This window comes from Edwardsiella piscicida (assembly GCF_021733145.1).
GTDB classification, from domain to species: domain Bacteria; phylum Pseudomonadota; class Gammaproteobacteria; order Enterobacterales; family Enterobacteriaceae; genus Edwardsiella; species Edwardsiella piscicida.
Genome location: NZ_CP090968.1, coordinates 2,496,095 through 2,514,661 on the forward strand (window position 1 = coordinate 2,496,095; position 18,567 = coordinate 2,514,661).

The following is an 18,567-nucleotide window of genomic DNA, read 5'->3' on the forward strand; positions in this document are numbered from 1 at the left end:
ATATTTTTCAGCTAGTCTACAATGTCACATTCCAATGAGAGTGAGAGACCATGCAACGCTTTAGTAAAATACAAATATCCCTGCACTGGATAACGCTGCTGCTGATTGCCATTGCCTATATCAGCATTGAGTTCCGCGGTCTGTTTGCCAAGGACTCGCCGGCCTATCTATTGATGCGCGAAGTTCACTACAATGCCGGCGTGCTGGTATGGGTTGCGATGCTGATACGCCTTGGGCTGCGTCACATGCTGCCGGATCCGCCGATCCTGCCGCCGCCGCCGCGCTGGCAGCATCTGGCGGCGCGCATGATGTACCTGACGCTCTACCTCTGGTTCCTGGCGCTCCCGCTGCTGGGCGTCGCGTTGATGGCCTACGGCGGTAAAAGCTGGTCGCTGTTTGGCGTGACCATCGCCCCCTGGGTTACCCCGGATCCGGCCATGAAGTCCATGATAAAAGAGTGGCACGTGGTGCTGGCCAATATCGGCTACGCCCTGATCGCGATGCACACCGCCGCCGCCCTGTTCCACCACTATGTCATCCGTGATAACGCGCTGCTGCTGATGATGCCGCAGAAAAAAACGCGCTGATCCGCCTCAGGCGCCGACCTCGGCGCCTGAGATCGCCCCGCTTAGCCTCCCGCCAAATCCGCTGCTCACCTCGCCGACAGAAATAGGAAGCACGGAGCAACTATTCACCTGTATGATATATCTCCTTAAAATGCCGCTCCCAGCCTGAGTGATGATCCGCGCACCGCGTTAAACCGCGTCCCACTGGGAGAGGCCGATACCGATCCGATTACGCTGCCGCGTGCAGCCCAGGTAAAGGGAATTTGAACATCATGAAATGGCTCTGCTCATTCAGCCTGATCAGCGCTCTGTTGACGGCGCCGGCGCTGGCCGAAACGCCCGCCTATCCCACCCAGTGGCCCGATCCCGCCCTGCCCCGCGACGCCTTTGTCACCCAGATGCTGCAGCGAATGACCCTGGCGGAAAAAATCGGCCAGCTGCGGCTGATCAGCGTCGGCCCCGATAACCCCAAAGACAAGGTGTATGCCATGATCGCCCAGGGTCAGGTCGGGGCGATCTTTAATACCGTCACCCGGACGGGGATCCGCGGCATGCAGGATCAGGCCGTACGCCACAGTCGAATGAAAATTCCGCTGTTTTTCGCCTATGACGTCATCCACGGGCAGCGCACGGTATTTCCCATCAGCCTGGGGCTGGCGGCCAGCTGGGATCGCGATCTGGTCACCACCGTCGGGCGCGTCTCCGCCTATGAAGCCAGCGAAGATGGGCTGAACATGACCTGGGCGCCGATGGTCGACATCACCCGCGACCCGCGCTGGGGACGCACCTCGGAAGGCTTTGGCGAAGATACCTATCTCACCTCGGAAATGGGGCGTCTGATGGTCAAGGCGATGCAGGGGCGTCACCCGGGCGATCGCCATGCGCTGATGACCAGCGTCAAACACTATGCGCTCTACGGCGCCGTTGAAGGCGGACGCGACTACAACAGCGTCGATATGAGCCCACAGCGCATGTTTCAGGACTACCTCCCCCCTTACAAGGCGGCGCTGGACGCCGGCAGCGGCGGTGTGATGGTCTCCCTGAACGCTATTAACGGCACCCCGGCCAGCGCCGATCCCTGGCTGCTGAAAACCCTGCTGCGCGACCAGTGGGGCTTTCAGGGCATCACCATTAGCGATCACGGCGCCATTAAGGAGCTGATTAACCATGGCGTCGCCCGCGATCCCCAGGATGCGGTGCGTCTGGCGATCCAGTCCGGTATCGATATGAGCATGAGCGACGAGTACTACAGCCAGTACCTGCCGGGGCTGGTGAAAAGCGGTCGCGTCAGCCCCGCCGCCGTCGATGACGCCTGTCGTCACGTCCTGAACGTGAAGTACGACATGGGGCTGTTCCACGATCCCTATCGCCATCTCGGCCCCGTCGGCAGCGATCCCCAGGACACGGACGCCGAAAGCCGCCTGCACCGCGCCGAGGCGCGCGCGGTCGCAGCCCAAACGCTGGTGCTGTTGAAAAACCGCCTGGAGACCCTGCCCCTGGCGCGCCGCGGCACCCTCGCCGTCGTCGGGCCGCTGGCGGACAGCCAGCGCGACGTGATCGGCAGCTGGTCGGCCGCCGGTAAGCCCGCGCAGGCCGTCACCATTCTCAGCGGGATCCGCCGTGCCATGGCCGGCCACGGCCGCGTACTATACGCGCGCGGCGCCAACGTCAGCAATGATGCGGACATTCTCCAGTTTCTCAATCAGTACGGTCCGTCCGTCAGCGTCGACCCGCGCCCCGCCCAGGCGATGATCGACGAAGCGGTCGCCGTGGCCAAGCAGGCCGATGTGGTGGTGGCGGTCGTCGGCGAGGCGCAGGGGATGGCCCACGAGGCCTCCAGCCGCACCCATATCGACCTGCCGCAGAGTCAGCGGGATCTGATCGCCGCCCTCAAGCAGACCGGCAAGCCGCTGGTGCTGGTCTTGATGAATGGCCGTCCGCTGACCCTGGTACGCGAAGATCAGCAGGCCGATGCCATCCTGGAAAGCTGGTTCCCCGGCACCGAGGGGGGCAACGCCGTCGCGGATGTTCTGTTCGGCGACGTGAACCCCTCCGGCAAGCTGCCCATCTCTTTCCCGCGCTCCGTAGGCCAAATCCCCACCTACTACAGCCGGCTGAATACCGGCCGTCCCTACGATCCGCAAAAGCCGGAGAAGTACACATCGCACTATTTTGATGAGGCCAACGGCCCGCTCTATCCCTTCGGCTACGGCCTGAGCTATACCCGCTTCACACTGTCGGAGATCACCCTGTCGGCCCCGCAGATGGCGCGCGACGGCCAGATTGAGGCCAGCGTCATCGTCACCAATGCGGGGCCGCGCGCCGGGGCCACGGTGCTGCAGCTCTACCTGCAGGATCCGGTGGCCAGCATCAGCCGCCCGCTGAAGAGCCTGCAGGACTTCCGCAAGGTGATGCTGCAGCCGGGCGAGCGCCGCCGCGTCAGCTTTACCCTGACGCCGCAGCAGCTGCGCTTCTGGAACGCCCAGATGCAGCAGGTCAGCGAGCCGGGACGCATCAACGTATTTATCGGCACCGACGTCCAGCGGGTTAAGCGCGCTCACTTCACGCTGTTATAGCCCCGACGCTGCTATTATGCGCGCGCGGGCGCATAATCAATCTCATCGCCCCGGCGCCGCCGGGGCCGCCGCATCATCTTTAGGGGGAGCACGATGTATACCTGGCCAAGTCTGCTCGTCATGATCATCTTCAGCCTCGGCATGACCCTGCTCGCGATCATGCTGGGCGTGGAGAGTACCTGGGTCCGCCTGTGTATCTTCTTCATCAGCGCCTTTGCCTGCGATCTCTTTTTCTCCATTACCCGCTAGATAAAAAAATGCCGGGCCCCTGGCCCGGCATTGTCTCATCAGGGGATTCCCCCTCAGGGCAGCGGCTGCGCCAACTGCACCAGTGAAATCAGCGTCTGCGGAAAGATCCCCGTCAGCACCACCAGCACGCCTGAGAGCAGCACCACCACCCCACCGGCGGTGAGCGCCCAGTTGTTCGGGGTATCGCGGATCAGCGTCTGCGGCGCGCGCAGGTACATGCTGACCGCCACACGCAGGTAGTAGTAAAGGCCGATCGCGCTGCCAACCACCACCGCCCCCACCAGCCACCACAGCCCGGCGCTAACGCCCGCCATCACCACGAACAGCTTGCCGATAAAGCCCAGGGTCATCGGGATACCGGCCAGGGAGAGCATGGATACGGTCATCACCGCCGACAGAATCGGCTTATGCCAGAACAGGCCGCGATAGGAGTAAAGCGACTCGGCGTCCGGCCCGCTGTAGGGGCTGGACATCAGGCTGACGATGCCGAAGGCCGACAGGCTGGCGAACAGATAGCCGGCCAGATAGACCCCGGCGGTCTCGATCGCAATGCCCTCGCTCTGCACGGCGATCAGCGCCACCAGCAGATAGCCCAGATGGGCAATAGAGGAGTAGCCCAGCAGACGTTTGATGTTGCTCTGGGTGACCGCCATCAGGTTACCGAACAGGATGGAGCAGAAGGCGATCACGCCCAGCACCACGCGCACCGCCTCGCTGTCGGTCGCCGGCAGCAGGACAAACAGACGCAGCAGCACGGCAAAGATGGCGATCTTACTGGCGGTGGCCAGGAAGGTCGACACCGGCGCCGGCGCCCCCTGGTAGACATCCGGCGTCCACAGCTGGAACGGCGCCAGCGACAGTTTAAAGCCGAAGCCCACCAGCATCATGCCAAGCCCCGTCAGCACCAGCGGCTGGGTCAGCATACTGCCGCCCAGCGCATAGCCCAGGCCGGCGAAGGAGAGATCGCCGGACTGCGCGTACAGCAGCGCCATGCCGAACAGCAGGAAGGCGGACGCGGCGGCTGAGAGGATGGCGTACTTGATCGCCGCCTCCAGCGAGCGCTTCTGGCGATAGGCGTAGCCCACCAGGCCGAACAGCGGCAGGGAGATAAGCTCTATCCCCAGGAACAGCGCCGCCAGATGGTTGGCGCAGGCCAGCAGGATCCCGCCCAGCGTGGCGATCAGCACCAGCAGGTAGAACTCGTCGCGGTTATCCGGATAGCCCTGCAGCCACGGGTAGGCAAAGGTGCAGGTCGCCAGCGCGGAGAGCAGCACCAGCGCGGTGTACAGCATGGAGAAGCCGTCCACATGCACCAGCGGAGTAATGTCGCTCGGCACCGCGGCGGCCACCAGAAACAGCGACAGCAGCGCCGCGTTCAGGCCAATCACGGTCACCGTCGCGTTGACGAAGTGGTTGCGTCGCCACGCAATGCACAGCATCACAACCACCACCGTCAATCCGACGATCAACAGCGGTAGCAGTGCGATCAGATTTTGAGGAGTTATTGTCATGGCGATTTACGGCCTTGTGGTTAAAGTTGAAGCAGAAGCGAACCAATGCTGAATATTGCCCATCGCCGCGCTGGAGGTGTCCAGCACCGGCTGCGGGAAGATCCCCAGCAGTACCAGCAGTACCACCAGCAGCAGAATGAGCGACAGCTCACGCACGCTCAGGCTGGCCAGCGGCTGGTCTGACTTGGGCGCGCCGTAGTAGGCGCGCTGCATCATCACCAGCGAATAGACGGACGCAAACACCAGACCGAAGCTGGCGACCACCGTCGTCACCGGCACCACCTGGAAGCTGCCGAACATCATCATAAACTCACCGACAAAGTTACCGGTGCCCGGCATCCCCAGCGTCGCCACGGCAAAGAACAGCGACAGCGCGGGCAGGTACTTCAGACGCCCCCACAGGCCGCCCATCTCGCGCAGATCGCGGGTATGCAGACGCTCATACAGCTGACCGGTAATGATGAATAGCCCAGCGGCGGAGAGACCGTGCGCGATCATCTGCACCACCGCCCCCTGGAACGCCAGCTGGCTGCCAGAGTAGATGGCGATCATCACAAAGCCCATGTGCGACACCGAGGTGTAGGCGATCAGGCGCTTGATATCCGTCTGGATATAGGCCATCCAGGCGCCGTAGAAAATCCCGATAACCCCCAGAGCCATGGCGATCGGCGCAAACTCGTGCGACGCCTGTGGGAACAGCGGCAGGCTGAAGCGCAGCAGGCCATAGGCCGCGGTCTTCAGCAGGATACCGGCCAGGTCGACGGAGCCGGCGGTCGGCGCCTGACTGTGCGCGTCAGGCAGCCAGCCGTGCAGCGGCACCACCGGCATCTTCACCGCAAAGGCGATAAAGAAGCCCAGCATCAGCAGATACTGCACCGTGTGGCTCATCGGCGTATTGAGCAGCACCTCATAGTCAAAGCTCAGCACCCCGGTGGCGTTGTAGTGCACCCACACCAGGCCGAAGATGGCGATCAGCATCACCAGACCGCTGGCCTGGGTATAGATGAAGAACTTGGTCGCCGCGGTAATGCGCGTCTTGCCGTCGGATCCCTTATGGCCCCACAGGGCGATCAGGAAGTACATCGGCACCAGCATCATTTCCCAGAAGAAGAAGAACAGGAACATGTCGATGGCCAGGAAGACGCCGATCACCCCTGCCAAAATCCACAGCAGGTTAAGGTGGAAGAAGCCCTGATACTTATGGATCTCATTCCAGGAGCAGAGGATGGCCAGCACCCCCAGCAGCGCGGTCAGCACCACCATCAGCAGCGACAGGCCGTCGAGCGCCAGATGGAAGGAGATGCCCAGGCTGGGGATCCACGGCACCATGAAGCTGGACTGCCACTGCGGAATACCCGCCGCCTGGGTCAGGCCATAGTTGCCCTGTAGCCACAGGTACAGCGACAGCAGCAGCGTCAGGCCCATGGCCAGCAGCGCAATCCAGCGCGGCGCTTTCAGCCCCAGACGCTCGCCCTGCCAGGACAGCAGACCGCCAATCAGCGGGATAAGAATTAGCCAAGGTAATAACATGGCGTTTGGTTTCCCTTATTCTGAATACATTCAAACGGAGGGGACGGGGGCCGTCCCCTCACCCGCTTTAACGAGATTCACTTAACCAATAACAACAGCGCCAGAACGACCACTGCCCCTACACCCATCGACGCCGCATACCAGCGCAGCTGCCCGTTTTCGCTGATGGCCAGCGCGCGGTTGCCCAAGCGGGCCACCAGCGCAAACAGGTTCATCATACGATCGAGCGGATCGCGCTGCAGCAGCCAGGCGATGGCCTTAAATGGCTTAATAAAGATCTGCCGGTACAGCCAGTCGAATCCCCAGGCATGGAACCACCACGTGGAGAGGAAACGCCCCGGCGCACTGCTGGCGATCCCGTTGACCAGACTGCGCTGCCCCAGATAGAGGCGCGCCGCCAACAGTACCCCGGCGATAGCGACGATGGCCGATACCACCTCCAGCGTCACCTTGCCCCCTTCGCCCTGAGGCATGGCGGGCAGCACCCCGGCCAGCGGCGGGGTGATCAGCGCCCCGACGAAGGTGGAGAGGATCATCAGCACGATCAGCGGCAGGTTGTGGCTCAGCCCCTTCACCTCATGGGCCTGGGTATGCGCCTCGCCGTGGAACACGATGAAGATCATTCGGAAGGTATACAGCGAGGTCAGGAAAGCGCCGATAAGCCCGGCCATCATCAGGTTGACATGGCCCGAGGCCAGCGCCCCCCACAGGATCTCATCCTTACTGTAGAAGCCGGCGGTGACCAGCGGCAGCGCCGCCAGCGCACCCCCGCCCACCAGGAAGCACAGGTAGGTCAGCGGCAGCTTGTGACGCAATCCGCCCATCTTGAAGATGTTCTGCTCATGGTGGCAGGCCAGAATAACCGAGCCGGATGAGAGGAACAGCAGCGCCTTGAAGAAGGCGTGGGTCATCAGATGGAAAATCGCGGCATCCCAGGCCTGTACCCCTAGCGCCAGGAACATATAGCCTATCTGGCTCATGGTCGAATAGGCCAGCACCCGCTTGATGTCCGTCTGCACCAGCGCGGCAAAGCCGGCCAGCACCAGCGTCACGGCGCCGATAATCCCCACCAGGTGCAGCACCTCCGGCGCCATCACGAACAGACCATGGGTCCGGGCGATCAGGTACACCCCGGCGGTCACCATGGTCGCGGCGTGGATCAGCGCAGAAACCGGCGTCGGGCCCGCCATAGCATCGGCAAGCCAGGTCTGCAGCGGCAGCTGGGCCGATTTACCCACCGCGCCGCCCAGCAGCATCAGCGTCGCCCAGGTGATGGCCGGCGAACCGACCGCCAGCTGCTGCGGCGCCAGAACCATCAGCTCGCGGATATTCAGGGTACCCAGCTGGTGATAGAGGATAAACAACCCGATGGCCAGGAACACGTCGCCGACGCGGGTCACGATGAACGCCTTCATCGCCGCCGCACCGTTGGCCGGATTGGTATAGTAGAAGCCGATCAGCAGATAGCTGCACAGCCCCACCCCTTCCCAGCCGAGGTACATCAGCATCAGGTTATCCGCCAGCACCAGTACCACCATGCTGGCGATAAACAGGTTGGTATAGGCGAAGAAGCGAGAGTAGCCCTCCTCCCCGCGCATATACCATGAGGCGAACAGGTGGATCAGGAAGCCGACGCCGGTCACCACCGACAGCATGGTCAGCGACAGGCCGTCCAGGCTGAGGGTCACCGGAACGGTAAAGTTACCGACCGCCATCCAGTTCCACAGATGCTGGCTATAGGCCGCACCGGCCGCATTGTGACTCAGAAAGTCAGCGCCGACGTACAGGGTGACCAGCGCCGCCAGGCCGACGGAGCCGACCCCGATGATCGCGGTGTGATTCTCTGACAGACGGCCGCGGGAAAAGGCCAGGATCAGAAATCCCAGCAGCGGCAGCAGAATGGTTAAATAGAGTAGGTTCATCCGCGCATCTCACTGACAGTATCGATATTCAGGGTGTTGCGGCGGCGATGCAGCTGCAGCAACAGCGCCAGCCCGATAGAGGCCTCCGCCGCCGCCAGACTGATGGCCAGGATATACATCACCTGCCCGTCGGCCTGGCCCCAGACGCTGCCGGCCACCACAAAGGCCAGCGCCGCCGCGTTGATCATGATCTCCAGACTGATCAGCATGAACAGCAGGTTGCGACGGATTAACAGGCCGGTCAGCCCCAGCGCGAACAGAATGGCTGCCAAGATCAGCCCATGTTGTAACGGGATCATGCGCGCTCCTCCGCTTTATTACGTACCGCCATCGCCGCCGTCCCTTGGGACGCGGCCTTATTGCTCAGTACCTCGCCCGGATGGTGTTCGCGGCCAATGTGGAAGGCCACGACCAGACCGGCCAACAGCAGCATCGAGACCAGCTCCACCGCCAGCACATAGGGCCCGAACAGGGCAATCCCCACGGCCTTGGCATCCACGGCGCGGCCATCGATGACGCCGCCCTGCAGGGTGCTAATCGCATACAGCACCACCGCCAGCAGGATCAGCGACAGCAGCGCCGGGCCGATCCACACGCCGGGCTTCAGCCAGGCCCGTTCTTGCTCGACCACCGAGTGACCCAGGTTGAGCATCATCACCACGAAGACGAACAGCACCATGATGGCGCCGGCGTAGACGATGATCTCCAGCGCCCCGGCGAAGTAGGCGCCGAGGGAGAAGAACACCGCCGCCACCGCCAGCAGCGAGACGATCAGGTACAGCAGCGCATGCACCGGGTTGGTGTGGGTGATCACGCGGATCGTCGCCAACACGGCCACCAGCGCCGCAGCGTAAAAGGCAAATTCCATGCTCGGCTCCTTAGGGCAACAGACCTTTGACGTCGATCGGTTTGGCTTCGTTTTCGGCCTCGCCCTTGGCTTTGCCATCGATCGCCATACCGGCCATACGGTAAAAGTTGTAGTCGGGGTATTTCCCCGGCCCGGAAATCAGCAGATCCTCTTTCTCATACACCAGATCCTGACGACGGAACTCCCCCATCTCAAAATCGGGCGTTAGCTGCAGGGCGGTGGTCGGACAGGCCTCCTCGCACATGCCGCAGAAAATACAGCGGGAAAAGTTGATGCGGAAAAACTCCGGATACCAGCGGCCGTCCTCGGTCTCCGCCTTCTGCAGCGAGATGCAGCCGACCGGACAGGCCACCGCACACAGGTTACAGGCCACGCAGCGCTCGGCGCCGTCCGGATCGCGCGTCAGCACGATACGTCCACGGTAGCGCGGCGGCAGGTATACCGGCTCCTCCGGATACATTTTGGTTTCGCGTTTGGCGAAAGCATGCAGGCCTATCATCCACAGGCTGCGCACTTGGGTGCCGAAACCAACCACTAACTCTTTCAATGTCATGGTTACACTCACCCCTTTTACTGAGCGTGATACAAAATGACGGCCGCCGTGACCAACAGGTTGATCAGCGTCAGCGGCAGGCAAATACGCCAGCCGAAGGCCATCACCTGGTCATAGCGGGGACGCGGCAGGGAGGCGCGTACCAGAATAAACATCACCATAAAGAACGCCGTCTTGATGGCAAACCAGATAAACGGCGGCAGCCACGGCCCGTGCCAGCCGCCGAAGAACAGGGTGACGATCAGCGCTGAGATGGTGACGATACCGATGTATTCACCGACGAAGAACAGACCGAACTTCATCCCGGAGTATTCGATATGGTAGCCGTCGGCCAGCTCCTGCTCGGCCTCCGGCTGGTCGAACGGGTGACGGTGACACACCGCGACGCCGGCGATGATAAAGGTCAAGAAGCCGAAGAACTGCGGAATGATGTTCCACAGATGGGACTGCGAGTCGACGATCACCTGCATATTGAAGGAGCCGGCCTGCGCCACCACCCCCATCAGCGACAGGCCCAGGAACACCTCGTAGCTCAGGGTCTGCGCCGAGGCGCGCATCGCTCCGAGCAAGGAGTATTTGTTGTTGCTCGACCAGCCGGCGAACAGCACCGCATACACCGCCAGCCCGGCCATCATCAGGAAGAACAGGATGCCGATGTTAAGGTCGGCCCCCATCCAGCCCGGCGCCACCGGCACGATGGCAAACGAGAGCAGCAGCGAGCAGAAGGCGATCATCGGCGCCAGGGTAAAGATCAGGCGATCGGTGAACGGCGGAACCCAGTCCTCCTTGAAGAACATCTTGATCATGTCCGCCACCAGCTGCAGCGAGCCGCCCCACCCTACCCGGCTTGGCCCGTAGCGGTTCTGGAACAGCCCCAGCAAACGGCGTTCACCGAAGCTCATAAAGGCCCCGCAGGTGACCACCACCAGCAGGATCACCACAGCCTTCAGCACGGTGAGAAGGATCTCTACCGTATCCGGCGTTATTACGCTCATACCGCAGCCTCCCGCATGTAATCCACTTTAACGCCGTTCAGCACCGGCGCGACCCCCGGCATGCCCAGCGGCAGACCGACCTGGCCCGGCTGCAGGTGGCGACTAATCTGCAGCGGCAGACGCAGCACCTCGCCGGCGCAGCTCAGTTCGATCGTCGCCCCCTCCGACGCGCCCATCCGCGCGGCATCCTCCGGACAGACCCGCACGCAGGCCTGCGGCATGCGACGCTGAATCACCGGCGCACGCTGGGTCAGCTCGTCGCTGCCAAACAGATGGTAGTAAGGGGCGATCACCCAGCCGTGCACCTGATACGGCGCCGGGATCTGAGTGAAATAGGGTAATGCGCCGTCACCGGCCGCGATCAGGCGCACGCCCGGATCGCCGAAGCGCAGATGGCTACCGACCTCATCCTGGAACTTGTTCCAGGCCTGCGGGGAGTTCCAGCCCGGCGCCCAGGCAAAGGCAAACTCCTGACGCTCGGCCTGCGGCGCGCTGTAGCCCTCCATCGAGAAGGCAAAGGCGGTGTCCTTATCCTGCGGCTGGCGCGGCTCATGGACGCTGATGTTGGCCAGCATCGAGGTGCGCCCGCTGTAGCGCAGCGGCTCACGGGCCAGCTTCTGCCCACGCACCCGGAAGGCGGCGTTTGGCGCCGCGTCGACCATGCCGGCGAACTGCGGACAGGTCTGCACGCAGTCGGCGATCACCTGATCGAGCTGAGTCCAGTCCGGCGCCTGCTGCCCGGCGCTGACGCGCAGCGCATGCAGCCAGCGCCAGCCCTCCAGCATAATGGTCGGGGCCTTCTTCTTCGGATCGTCGTAAAACGCCGGATCGAACACCTGGAAGAAGCGCTGGGCGCGGCCTTCCTGGTTAACCAGGGTGCCGTCGCTTTCGGCAAAGCTAGCGGCGGAGAGCACCAGATCGGCGCGGTCCATAATCGCCGTGCGCTGATGGTCGATGACGATCAGACCGTTGGCCTTGGCCAGCGCCGCATCGACGCGCGCCGACGGCGCATGACGGTACAGATCGTTCTCCAGCACAATCGCGGTATCCGCATAGCCCTGCTCCAGCTGCACCAGCGCATTATCCAGCGAGGAGGCATCCATCATCGCCAGCCCCATGCTGTTGGCCTCTGCCGGCACGAAGGTGATACCGACCTCCAGCTCACGCTGCTTCAGCGCACGCGCCACGTTGGCCGCCGCCTCGATCATCGGGGTATAGCCCGCCCCGCTGCCCGTCACGATCAGGGGTTTGCGCGCACCGGCCAGCGCCTGAGCGATGATATCAACCTGACGACGCACCGCATCCGACAGCCCTTCCACCGCCGGCGCGCGGTCATCCAGCGCGTGCGCCACGGCAAAGCCTAAGCGCGCCTGGTCAGCCACCGGCGCGCAGTAATTCAATGCGGCGATATCATCCAGACGGGTTTCATCAATACTAGTGATAAACAGCGGGTATTTGGCGTGCTGACCGATGTTCTGCACCGCGGCGATCTGCCAGTCGGCCACCCGCTGAGCGGCGGCCATGGCCTGCGCCTTGCCCTTCACCGCCTGACGCAGGGCCAGCGCGATGCGCGCCGCGGTCTGAGTCACATCCTCACCGAGGATCAGCACCGCATCGTACTGCTCCATCTCGCGCAGGGACGGCGTGTAGATGCCGCCATCGCGCAGCACCGACAGCATCAGATTCAGGCGCTTCAGCTCGCCCACGTCGATGCCGCTGTAGAAGTTCTCCGCCCCCACCAGCTCGCGCAGGGCGAAGTTGCTCTCGACGCTGGCGCGCGGCGAACCGATGCCGATCACCTTGCTGGCGCGGCGCAGAATATCGGCCCCGCCCTGCAGCGCCTGCTCGGCGTTGAGATCGATCCAGTCCGTCCCGCGGCGCTGCTGCGGCCGGCGCGGACGATCCTTAAGGTTGACATAGCCGTAGCCGAAGCGGCCGCGATCGCACAGGAAGTAGTGGTTCACGGTGCCGTTGAAGCGGTTCTCGATGCGGCGCAGCTCGCCGTAGCGCTCGCCGGGACTGGTGTTACAGCCGACGCTGCACTGCTGGCAGATGCTGGGGGAAAACTGCATATCCCACTTGCGGTTGTAGCGCTCGGAGTGGGTCTTGTCGGTGAACACCCCGGTCGGGCAGATCTCCACCAGGTTGCCGGAAAACTCGCTCTCCAGCGTGCCGCTCTGCGGGCGTCCGAAGTAGACGTTATCGTGGGCGCCGTAGACACCGAAATCGGTGCCGCCGGCGTAATCCTTGTAGTAGCGCACGCAGCGGTAGCAGGCGATGCAGCGGTTCATCTCGTGGGAGATAAACGGCCCCAGATCCTGATTTTCATGGGTGCGCTTGGTAAAGCGGTAGCGGCGCAGGCGGTGGCCGGTCATCACGGTCATATCCTGCAGGTGGCAGTTGCCGCCCTCCTCGCACACCGGACAGTCGTGCGGGTGGTTGGTCATCAAAAACTCCACCACGCTCTCGCGGAAGCGCTTGGCCTCCTCGTCATCGATGGAGATATAGGTGCCATCGGTGGCCGGCGTCATACAGGACATCACCAGTCGCCCACGGGTATCCTCCGCGTTCTGGTACTGCTTAACCGCACACTGGCGGCAGGCGCCGACGCTGCCCAGCGCCGGATGCCAGCAAAAGTAGGGTATGTCGAGCCCCAGGGAGAGACAGGCCTGTAGCAGGTTCTCCGCCCCGTCGACGTCATACTCTTTGCCGTCTACATGTATTGTTGCCATTGACATGCTTCCAAAATAAGAAAACCGTATCCCCCCGCCGTCAACGGCGAAGGAATTCAATTACCAGCGTGATTTCAGTAAGTTGGGCTGAATTCCGCGGATGGGGCTGACGTTACCGACCGTCTCCCGGGCGATCCCCGCCTCAAACTCGTCGCGGAAGTATTTAATCGCGCTCTGCAGCGGCTCCACCGCCCCGGGGGCGTGGGCGCAGAAGGTATGGCCCGGCGCCAGCAGACGACACAGCTGCTCAAGGGTTTCGATATCCCCCGGCTGCCCCTCGCCGCGCTCCAGCGCCCGCAGGATCTTCAGCCCCCACGGCAGGCCGTCGCGGCACGGCGTACACCAGCCGCAGGACTCGCGGGCGAAGAAGCTCTCCAGATTGCACAGCAGCGAGACCATATTGATCTCATGGTCGACCGCCATCGCCAGCGCGGTGCCCAGACGGCTGCCCGCCTTGCCGATGCTGGCGAAGTCCATCGGCAGATCCAGGTGCGCCTCGGTCAAAAAGTCAGTCCCCGCCCCGCCCGGCTGCCAGGCCTTCAGCTTCAGCCCATCGCGCATACCGCCGGCGTAGTCCTCTAAGATTTCGCGCGCCGTCGTGCCGAAGGGCAGCTCCCACAGGCCGGGGTTTTTCACCCGCCCGGAGAAGCCCATCAGCTTGGTGCCGGCATCCTGACTCTTCCCGGCGGACAGCCCCTGGTACCAGGCGGCACCGTGCTCGACGATCGCCGGCACGTTGCACAGCGTCTCCACGTTATTCACGCAGGTCGGCTTGCCCCAGGCGCCGGCGCTGGCCGGGAACGGCGGCTTGGCGCGCGGATTGGCGCGGCGCCCCTCCAGCGAGTTGATCAGCGCCGTCTCTTCGCCGCAGATGTAGCGCCCCGCGCCGGTGTGCACAAACAGATCGAAATCGAAACCGCTGCCAAAAATATTCTTGCCCAGCAGCCCCGCCGCGCGGGCTTCGTCGATCGCCCGGCGCAGGTTCTCCGCCGCCGTCACATACTCGCCGCGCAGGAAGATATAGCCGCGGTAGGCCTTCAGCGCGTAGGCGCCGATCAGCATCCCCTCGACCAGCAGGTGCGGCAGCTGCTCCATCAGCAGACGGTCTTTATAGGTGCCCGGCTCCATCTCATCCGCGTTGCACAGCAGGTAGCGGACGTTCATGCTTTCGTCCTTGGGCATCAGGCTCCACTTCAGCCCGGTGGAGAAGCCGGCCCCGCCGCGCCCTTTCAGCCCAGCGTCCTTGACCAGCGTCACTACCTCATCCTGCGCCATCCCCTTCAGGGCGCGCTCGGCGGCGTGGTAGCCGTTCTTGGCGCGATACTCATCCAGCCACACCGGCTGTTTGTCGTCGCGCAGGCGCCAGGTCAGCGGATGCGATTCAGCGGTACGAATAATCTCTCTCATTTGTAGCGCTCCAGCAGTTCGAGGGCCCGCTCCGGCGTCAGATGATCGTGCAGATCGTCATCGATCATCATGTTCGGCCCCTTGTCGCAGTTGCCCAGGCAGCAGGTCGGCAGCAGGGTAAAACGGCCGTCAAAGGTGGTTTCGCCCGGCTGAATGTTCAGCTTCTGCTCCAGCGCCGCCTTGATCCCCTGATAGCCGTTGATATGGCACACCACGCTGTCGCAGTAGCGTACGATGTGACGCCCGACCGGCTGGCGGAAGATCTGGCTGTAAAAGGTTGCCACCCCCTCGACATCGGCGGCCGGGATCCCCAGCACCTCGGCGATGGCCCCGATCGCCGCATCCGGCACCCAGCCGTGCTCTTTCTGCACGATCTTCAGCGCTTCAATGGATGCGGCGCGCGGATCTTCATAGTGCTCGATTTCATGCTCAATTTCGGCGCGCGCGCTGTCGCTGAGTACAAAAACCGAATCCTTATCCAATACGTTTTCTGTCATGATTAGCGGTCCACATCTGACATAACAAAATCAATACTGCCGAGGTACACGATCAGGTCGGACACCAGACAGCCACGGATCACCGACGGGATCTGCTGCAGGTGCGCATAGCTCGGTGTACGGATACGCGTGCGATAGCTCATGGTGCCGCCGTCGCTGGTCAGGTAGTAACTGTTAATCCCCTTGGTCGCCTCCACCATCTGGAAGGACTCGTTGGCCGGCATCACCGGCCCCCAGGAGACCTGCAGGAAGTGGTTGATCAGGGTATCGATATGCTGCAGCGTACGCTCTTTCGGCGGCGGCGTGGTCAGCGGGTGATCCGCCTTGAACGGCCCCTCCGGCATGTTCTTCAGGCACTGCTGCAGAATGCGCAGGCTCTGACGGATCTCTTCCACCTTCAGCATCACACGGTCATAGCAGTCGCCGTTGCTGGCGGTCGGCACCTCAAACTCAAAGTTTTCATAGCCGGAGTACGGGCGCCACTTACGCACGTCGAAGGCGATACCGGTGGCGCGCAGGCCGGCGCCGGTGGTGCCCCAGGCCAGCGCATCCTTGGCGCCATAGGCGGCCACGCCGACGGAGCGCCCTTTCAGAATAGTGTTGTGCAGCGCCGCCTTGACATAGGAGTCCAGACGCTTGGGCATCCACTCCAGGAACTCGCGCAGCAGGCGATCCCAGCCCTTGGGCAGGTCGTGCGCCACGCCGCCGATGCGAAACCAGGCCGGGTGCATACGGAAGCCGGTGACCGCTTCGACGATGTCATAGATCTTCTGACGGTCGGTAAAGGCGAAGAACACCGGCGTCATGGCGCCGACGTCCTGAATAAAGGTGGAGATGTACAGCAGGTGGCTGTTGATGCGGAACAGCTCGGAGAGCATCACGCGGATCACCTTCACCCGCTCCGGCACCTCGATCCCGGCCAGCTTCTCTACCGCCAGCACATAGGGCATCTCATTGACGCAGCCGCCCAGGTATTCGATGCGGTCGGTATAGGGAATGTAGCTGTGCCAGGACTGGCGCTCGCCCATCTTCTCGGCGCCGCGGTGGTGGTAGCCGATATCCGGCACGCAGTCGACAATGTCTTCCCCGTCCAGCTGCAGCACGATGCGAAAGGCGCCGTGGGATGAGGGATGGTTCGGCCCCAGGTTGAGGAACATGAAGTCTTCGTTGGCGGTGCCGCGCTGCATCCCCCACTCTTCCGGGCGGAACTTGAGCGACTCCATCTCCAGATCCTGCTTCTGCTTGGTCAGCTCGAAGGGATCGAATTCGGTGGCGCGCGCCGGGTAGTCCTTGCGCAGCGGATGCCCCTGCCAGGTTCGCGGCATCAGCAGACGGGTCATATGCGGATGGCCGTCGAAGGTGATGCCAAACAGGTCAAAGGTTTCCCGCTCATACCAGTTGGCGTTGGGGAACAGGCGGGTCACCGTCGGCAGGTGCAGGTCCTGTTCGGCCAGGGCCACCTTGAGCATAATATCGCGATTACGATCGATGGAGATCAGGTGGTAGAACACGGAGAAATCCGCCGCCGGCAGTCCCTGGCGGTGGGTACGCAGACGCTCGTCCATACCGTGCAGGTCAAACAGCATCACATAGGGCTTGGGCAGCTGTCTCAGGAACGCCATCACCTCCAGCAGCTGCTCGCGCTTGACCCATACCACCGGCATTCCGGTGCGGGTCGGCTGAACGCTGAATGCCTCCGGGCCAAAGCGGTTACGCAACTCCCCGATAACCGGATCGTCAAGATGGTCGTGGGTCTGCCACGCCGGCATCTCGCGATCGTGCGTCGTCGAATCTGTCATAATTTTTTATCACCACGCATTGAATGACACTTGCCGCCGCATCGCGGGGCAAAACGGGCTAAATTCCAACGGCGGACCCCTGGGCCCGCCGCGCGGCGCTTAAATCTCGTCGGGCGTACGCAGGTTCGTCACCGCGATGCGCTCCGCGCGCTTACGCTCGCGCTCCGACTGCATATTGGCGCGGTAAACGCCCTGATCGCCGACCACCCAAGAGAGCGGGCGACGCTCCTGACCGATCGACTCCTGCAGCAGCATCAGCGCCTGCATGTACGCCTCCGGACGCGGCGGACAGCCGGGGATATACACATCCACCGGAATAAACTTATCCACCCCCTGTACGACGGAGTAAATATCGTACATGCCGCCGGAGTTGGCGCAGGCGCCCATGGAGATCACCCATTTCGGCTCCAGCATCTGTTCATACAGGCGCTGGATGACCGGTGCCATCTTGGTAAAGCAGGTGCCGGCGACCACCATAAAATCCGCCTGTCGCGGCGAGGCGCGCAACACTTCCGCACCAAAGCGCGCCACGTCATGCACCGCCGTAAACGACGTCACCATTTCTACATAGCAGCAGGAGAGACCGAAGTTATAGGGCCACAGCGAGTTTTTGCGCCCCCAGTTGACCATGTCGTGCAGGGCGTGATCGAGCTTACCCATGTAGACGCTGCGGTGAACGTGCTGCTCCAGAGGATCGCTCACCACCTCCTGTTTCTGCAGGGGGTAACGGTCGTTATCACCGTCAGGATCGATGCGCGTCAGCGTGTAATCCATCTTTGTTGCCTCATATCTTGATAAAGCGGGTAAATCCTGGCGTCACAGGCCACCATCCGTCGGCTACTGCGGGCGTTTGTCGGTCATGACGATGGGGCTTTCGTGGGTAATGCGGCGCTTGGATCGCGCAGGCGTCCAGTCCAGGGCGCCAATGCGCACCAGATAAAATAGACCGGCCAGCAGAATCAGAATAAACAGCGTGGCCTCGGCGAAACCCAGCCAGCCGTTTTCACGCACCGAAACCGACCAGGCATAAAGATAAAGCGCCTCCACGTCGAAAATAACGAAAAACATGGCGACCAGGTAAAATTTAGCGGAGAGACGCAGGCGGGCCGAGCCAACCGAATCGATACCGGATTCGTAGGGAATATTCTTGGTGCGGGCGCGGGCCTTTCCCCCCAGGGCATAGGCCCCAAGCAACATAAACCCACACAGACCGAGCGCGACGAGAACAAAAACGGCGAATGCCCAGTGCTGGGCGATAACTTCAGTGGCTGTTGACATACTCTTATGCTTACTCATTTAACGCGGTATTGTCCGTTGCCGAATCGCTCCAGCAGACAATTACCACAGCGCCCAAGGGAAGGA

General features: G+C 62.5%; 16 protein-coding genes. 3 read left to right on the forward strand and 13 right to left on the reverse strand.

Annotated features, from left to right (window positions below; all coding sequences use genetic code 11):
- Positions 1-50 precede the first annotated feature (50 nt).
- The 3 genes from L1P05_RS11300 to L1P05_RS11310 all read left to right on the forward strand — a co-directional run bounded on the left by L1P05_RS11300 (position 51) and on the right by L1P05_RS11310 (position 3,391).
- Positions 51-587 (forward strand): cytochrome b, encoded by a 537-nt coding sequence (locus tag L1P05_RS11300; protein WP_012849200.1) that lies wholly within the window; start codon positions 51-53, stop codon positions 585-587.
- 251 nt (positions 588-838) lie between these two features.
- Positions 839-3,142, forward strand: coding sequence for a beta-glucosidase BglX (bglX, locus tag L1P05_RS11305; protein ID WP_012849201.1), 2,304 nt, complete (start codon positions 839-841; stop codon positions 3,140-3,142).
- Between the two features lie 93 nt (positions 3,143-3,235).
- Positions 3,236-3,391 carry a hypothetical protein gene (locus tag L1P05_RS11310; protein WP_012849202.1) on the forward strand — a complete coding sequence of 52 codons (156 nt, stop codon included), beginning with the start codon at positions 3,236-3,238 and terminating at the stop codon, positions 3,389-3,391.
- Positions 3,392-3,444: 53 nt separating this feature from the next.
- Here L1P05_RS11310 and nuoN read toward each other — a convergent pair whose 3' ends face one another.
- The 13 genes from nuoN to L1P05_RS11375 form a co-directional block, all read right to left on the reverse strand.
- Positions 3,445-4,902: an NADH-quinone oxidoreductase subunit NuoN gene (gene nuoN, locus L1P05_RS11315; RefSeq protein ID WP_012849203.1), complete on the reverse strand. Its 1,458-nt coding sequence runs from the start codon at positions 4,900-4,902 to the stop codon at positions 3,445-3,447.
- Between the two features lie 6 nt (positions 4,903-4,908).
- A complete protein-coding gene (gene nuoM, locus L1P05_RS11320; RefSeq protein WP_012849204.1) occupies positions 4,909-6,432 on the reverse strand; it encodes an NADH-quinone oxidoreductase subunit M in 1,524 nt (507 codons plus the stop codon).
- 77 nt (positions 6,433-6,509) lie between these two features.
- Positions 6,510-8,354, reverse strand: coding sequence for an NADH-quinone oxidoreductase subunit L (gene nuoL / locus L1P05_RS11325; RefSeq protein WP_012849205.1), 1,845 nt, complete (start codon positions 8,352-8,354; stop codon positions 6,510-6,512).
- A complete protein-coding gene (gene nuoK / locus L1P05_RS11330) occupies positions 8,351-8,653 on the reverse strand; it encodes an NADH-quinone oxidoreductase subunit NuoK (protein WP_012849206.1) in 303 nt (100 codons plus the stop codon). Before nuoK ends, nuoL begins: the two co-directional genes overlap by 4 nt.
- On the reverse strand, positions 8,650-9,222 hold the full coding sequence (gene nuoJ / locus L1P05_RS11335) for an NADH-quinone oxidoreductase subunit J (RefSeq protein ID WP_012849207.1): 573 nt from the start codon (positions 9,220-9,222) through the stop codon (positions 8,650-8,652). Before nuoJ ends, nuoK begins: the two co-directional genes overlap by 4 nt.
- Positions 9,223-9,232: 10 nt before the next feature.
- Positions 9,233-9,775, reverse strand: coding sequence for an NADH-quinone oxidoreductase subunit NuoI (gene nuoI, locus L1P05_RS11340; RefSeq protein ID WP_005288223.1), 543 nt, complete (start codon positions 9,773-9,775; stop codon positions 9,233-9,235).
- A 17-nt stretch (positions 9,776-9,792) separates the two neighbouring features.
- Positions 9,793-10,770, reverse strand: coding sequence for an NADH-quinone oxidoreductase subunit NuoH (gene nuoH, locus L1P05_RS11345; protein ID WP_012849208.1), 978 nt, complete (start codon positions 10,768-10,770; stop codon positions 9,793-9,795).
- Entirely contained in the window at positions 10,767-13,502 is a 2,736-nt protein-coding gene (gene nuoG / locus L1P05_RS11350) for an NADH-quinone oxidoreductase subunit NuoG (protein WP_012849209.1), read from the reverse strand. The genes nuoH and nuoG overlap by 4 nt, the downstream gene beginning before the upstream one ends.
- A gap of 60 nt (positions 13,503-13,562) precedes the next feature.
- Entirely contained in the window at positions 13,563-14,909 is a 1,347-nt protein-coding gene (gene nuoF / locus L1P05_RS11355; RefSeq protein ID WP_012849210.1) for an NADH-quinone oxidoreductase subunit NuoF, read from the reverse strand.
- Entirely contained in the window at positions 14,906-15,406 is a 501-nt protein-coding gene (gene nuoE, locus L1P05_RS11360; RefSeq protein WP_012849211.1) for an NADH-quinone oxidoreductase subunit NuoE, read from the reverse strand. Before nuoE ends, nuoF begins: the two co-directional genes overlap by 4 nt.
- 2 nt (positions 15,407-15,408) lie before the next feature.
- Positions 15,409-17,205 carry an NADH-quinone oxidoreductase subunit C/D gene (nuoC, locus tag L1P05_RS11365; protein ID WP_012849212.1) on the reverse strand — a complete coding sequence of 599 codons (1,797 nt, stop codon included), beginning with the start codon at positions 17,203-17,205 and terminating at the stop codon, positions 15,409-15,411.
- A 99-nt stretch (positions 17,206-17,304) separates the two neighbouring features.
- Positions 17,305-17,979 carry a NuoB/complex I 20 kDa subunit family protein gene (locus tag L1P05_RS11370; protein WP_012849213.1) on the reverse strand — a complete coding sequence of 225 codons (675 nt, stop codon included), beginning with the start codon at positions 17,977-17,979 and terminating at the stop codon, positions 17,305-17,307.
- 63 nt (positions 17,980-18,042) lie between these two features.
- Positions 18,043-18,483, reverse strand: coding sequence for an NADH-quinone oxidoreductase subunit A (locus L1P05_RS11375; RefSeq protein WP_015461917.1), 441 nt, complete (start codon positions 18,481-18,483; stop codon positions 18,043-18,045).
- Between the last annotated feature and the right edge of the window lie 84 nt (positions 18,484-18,567).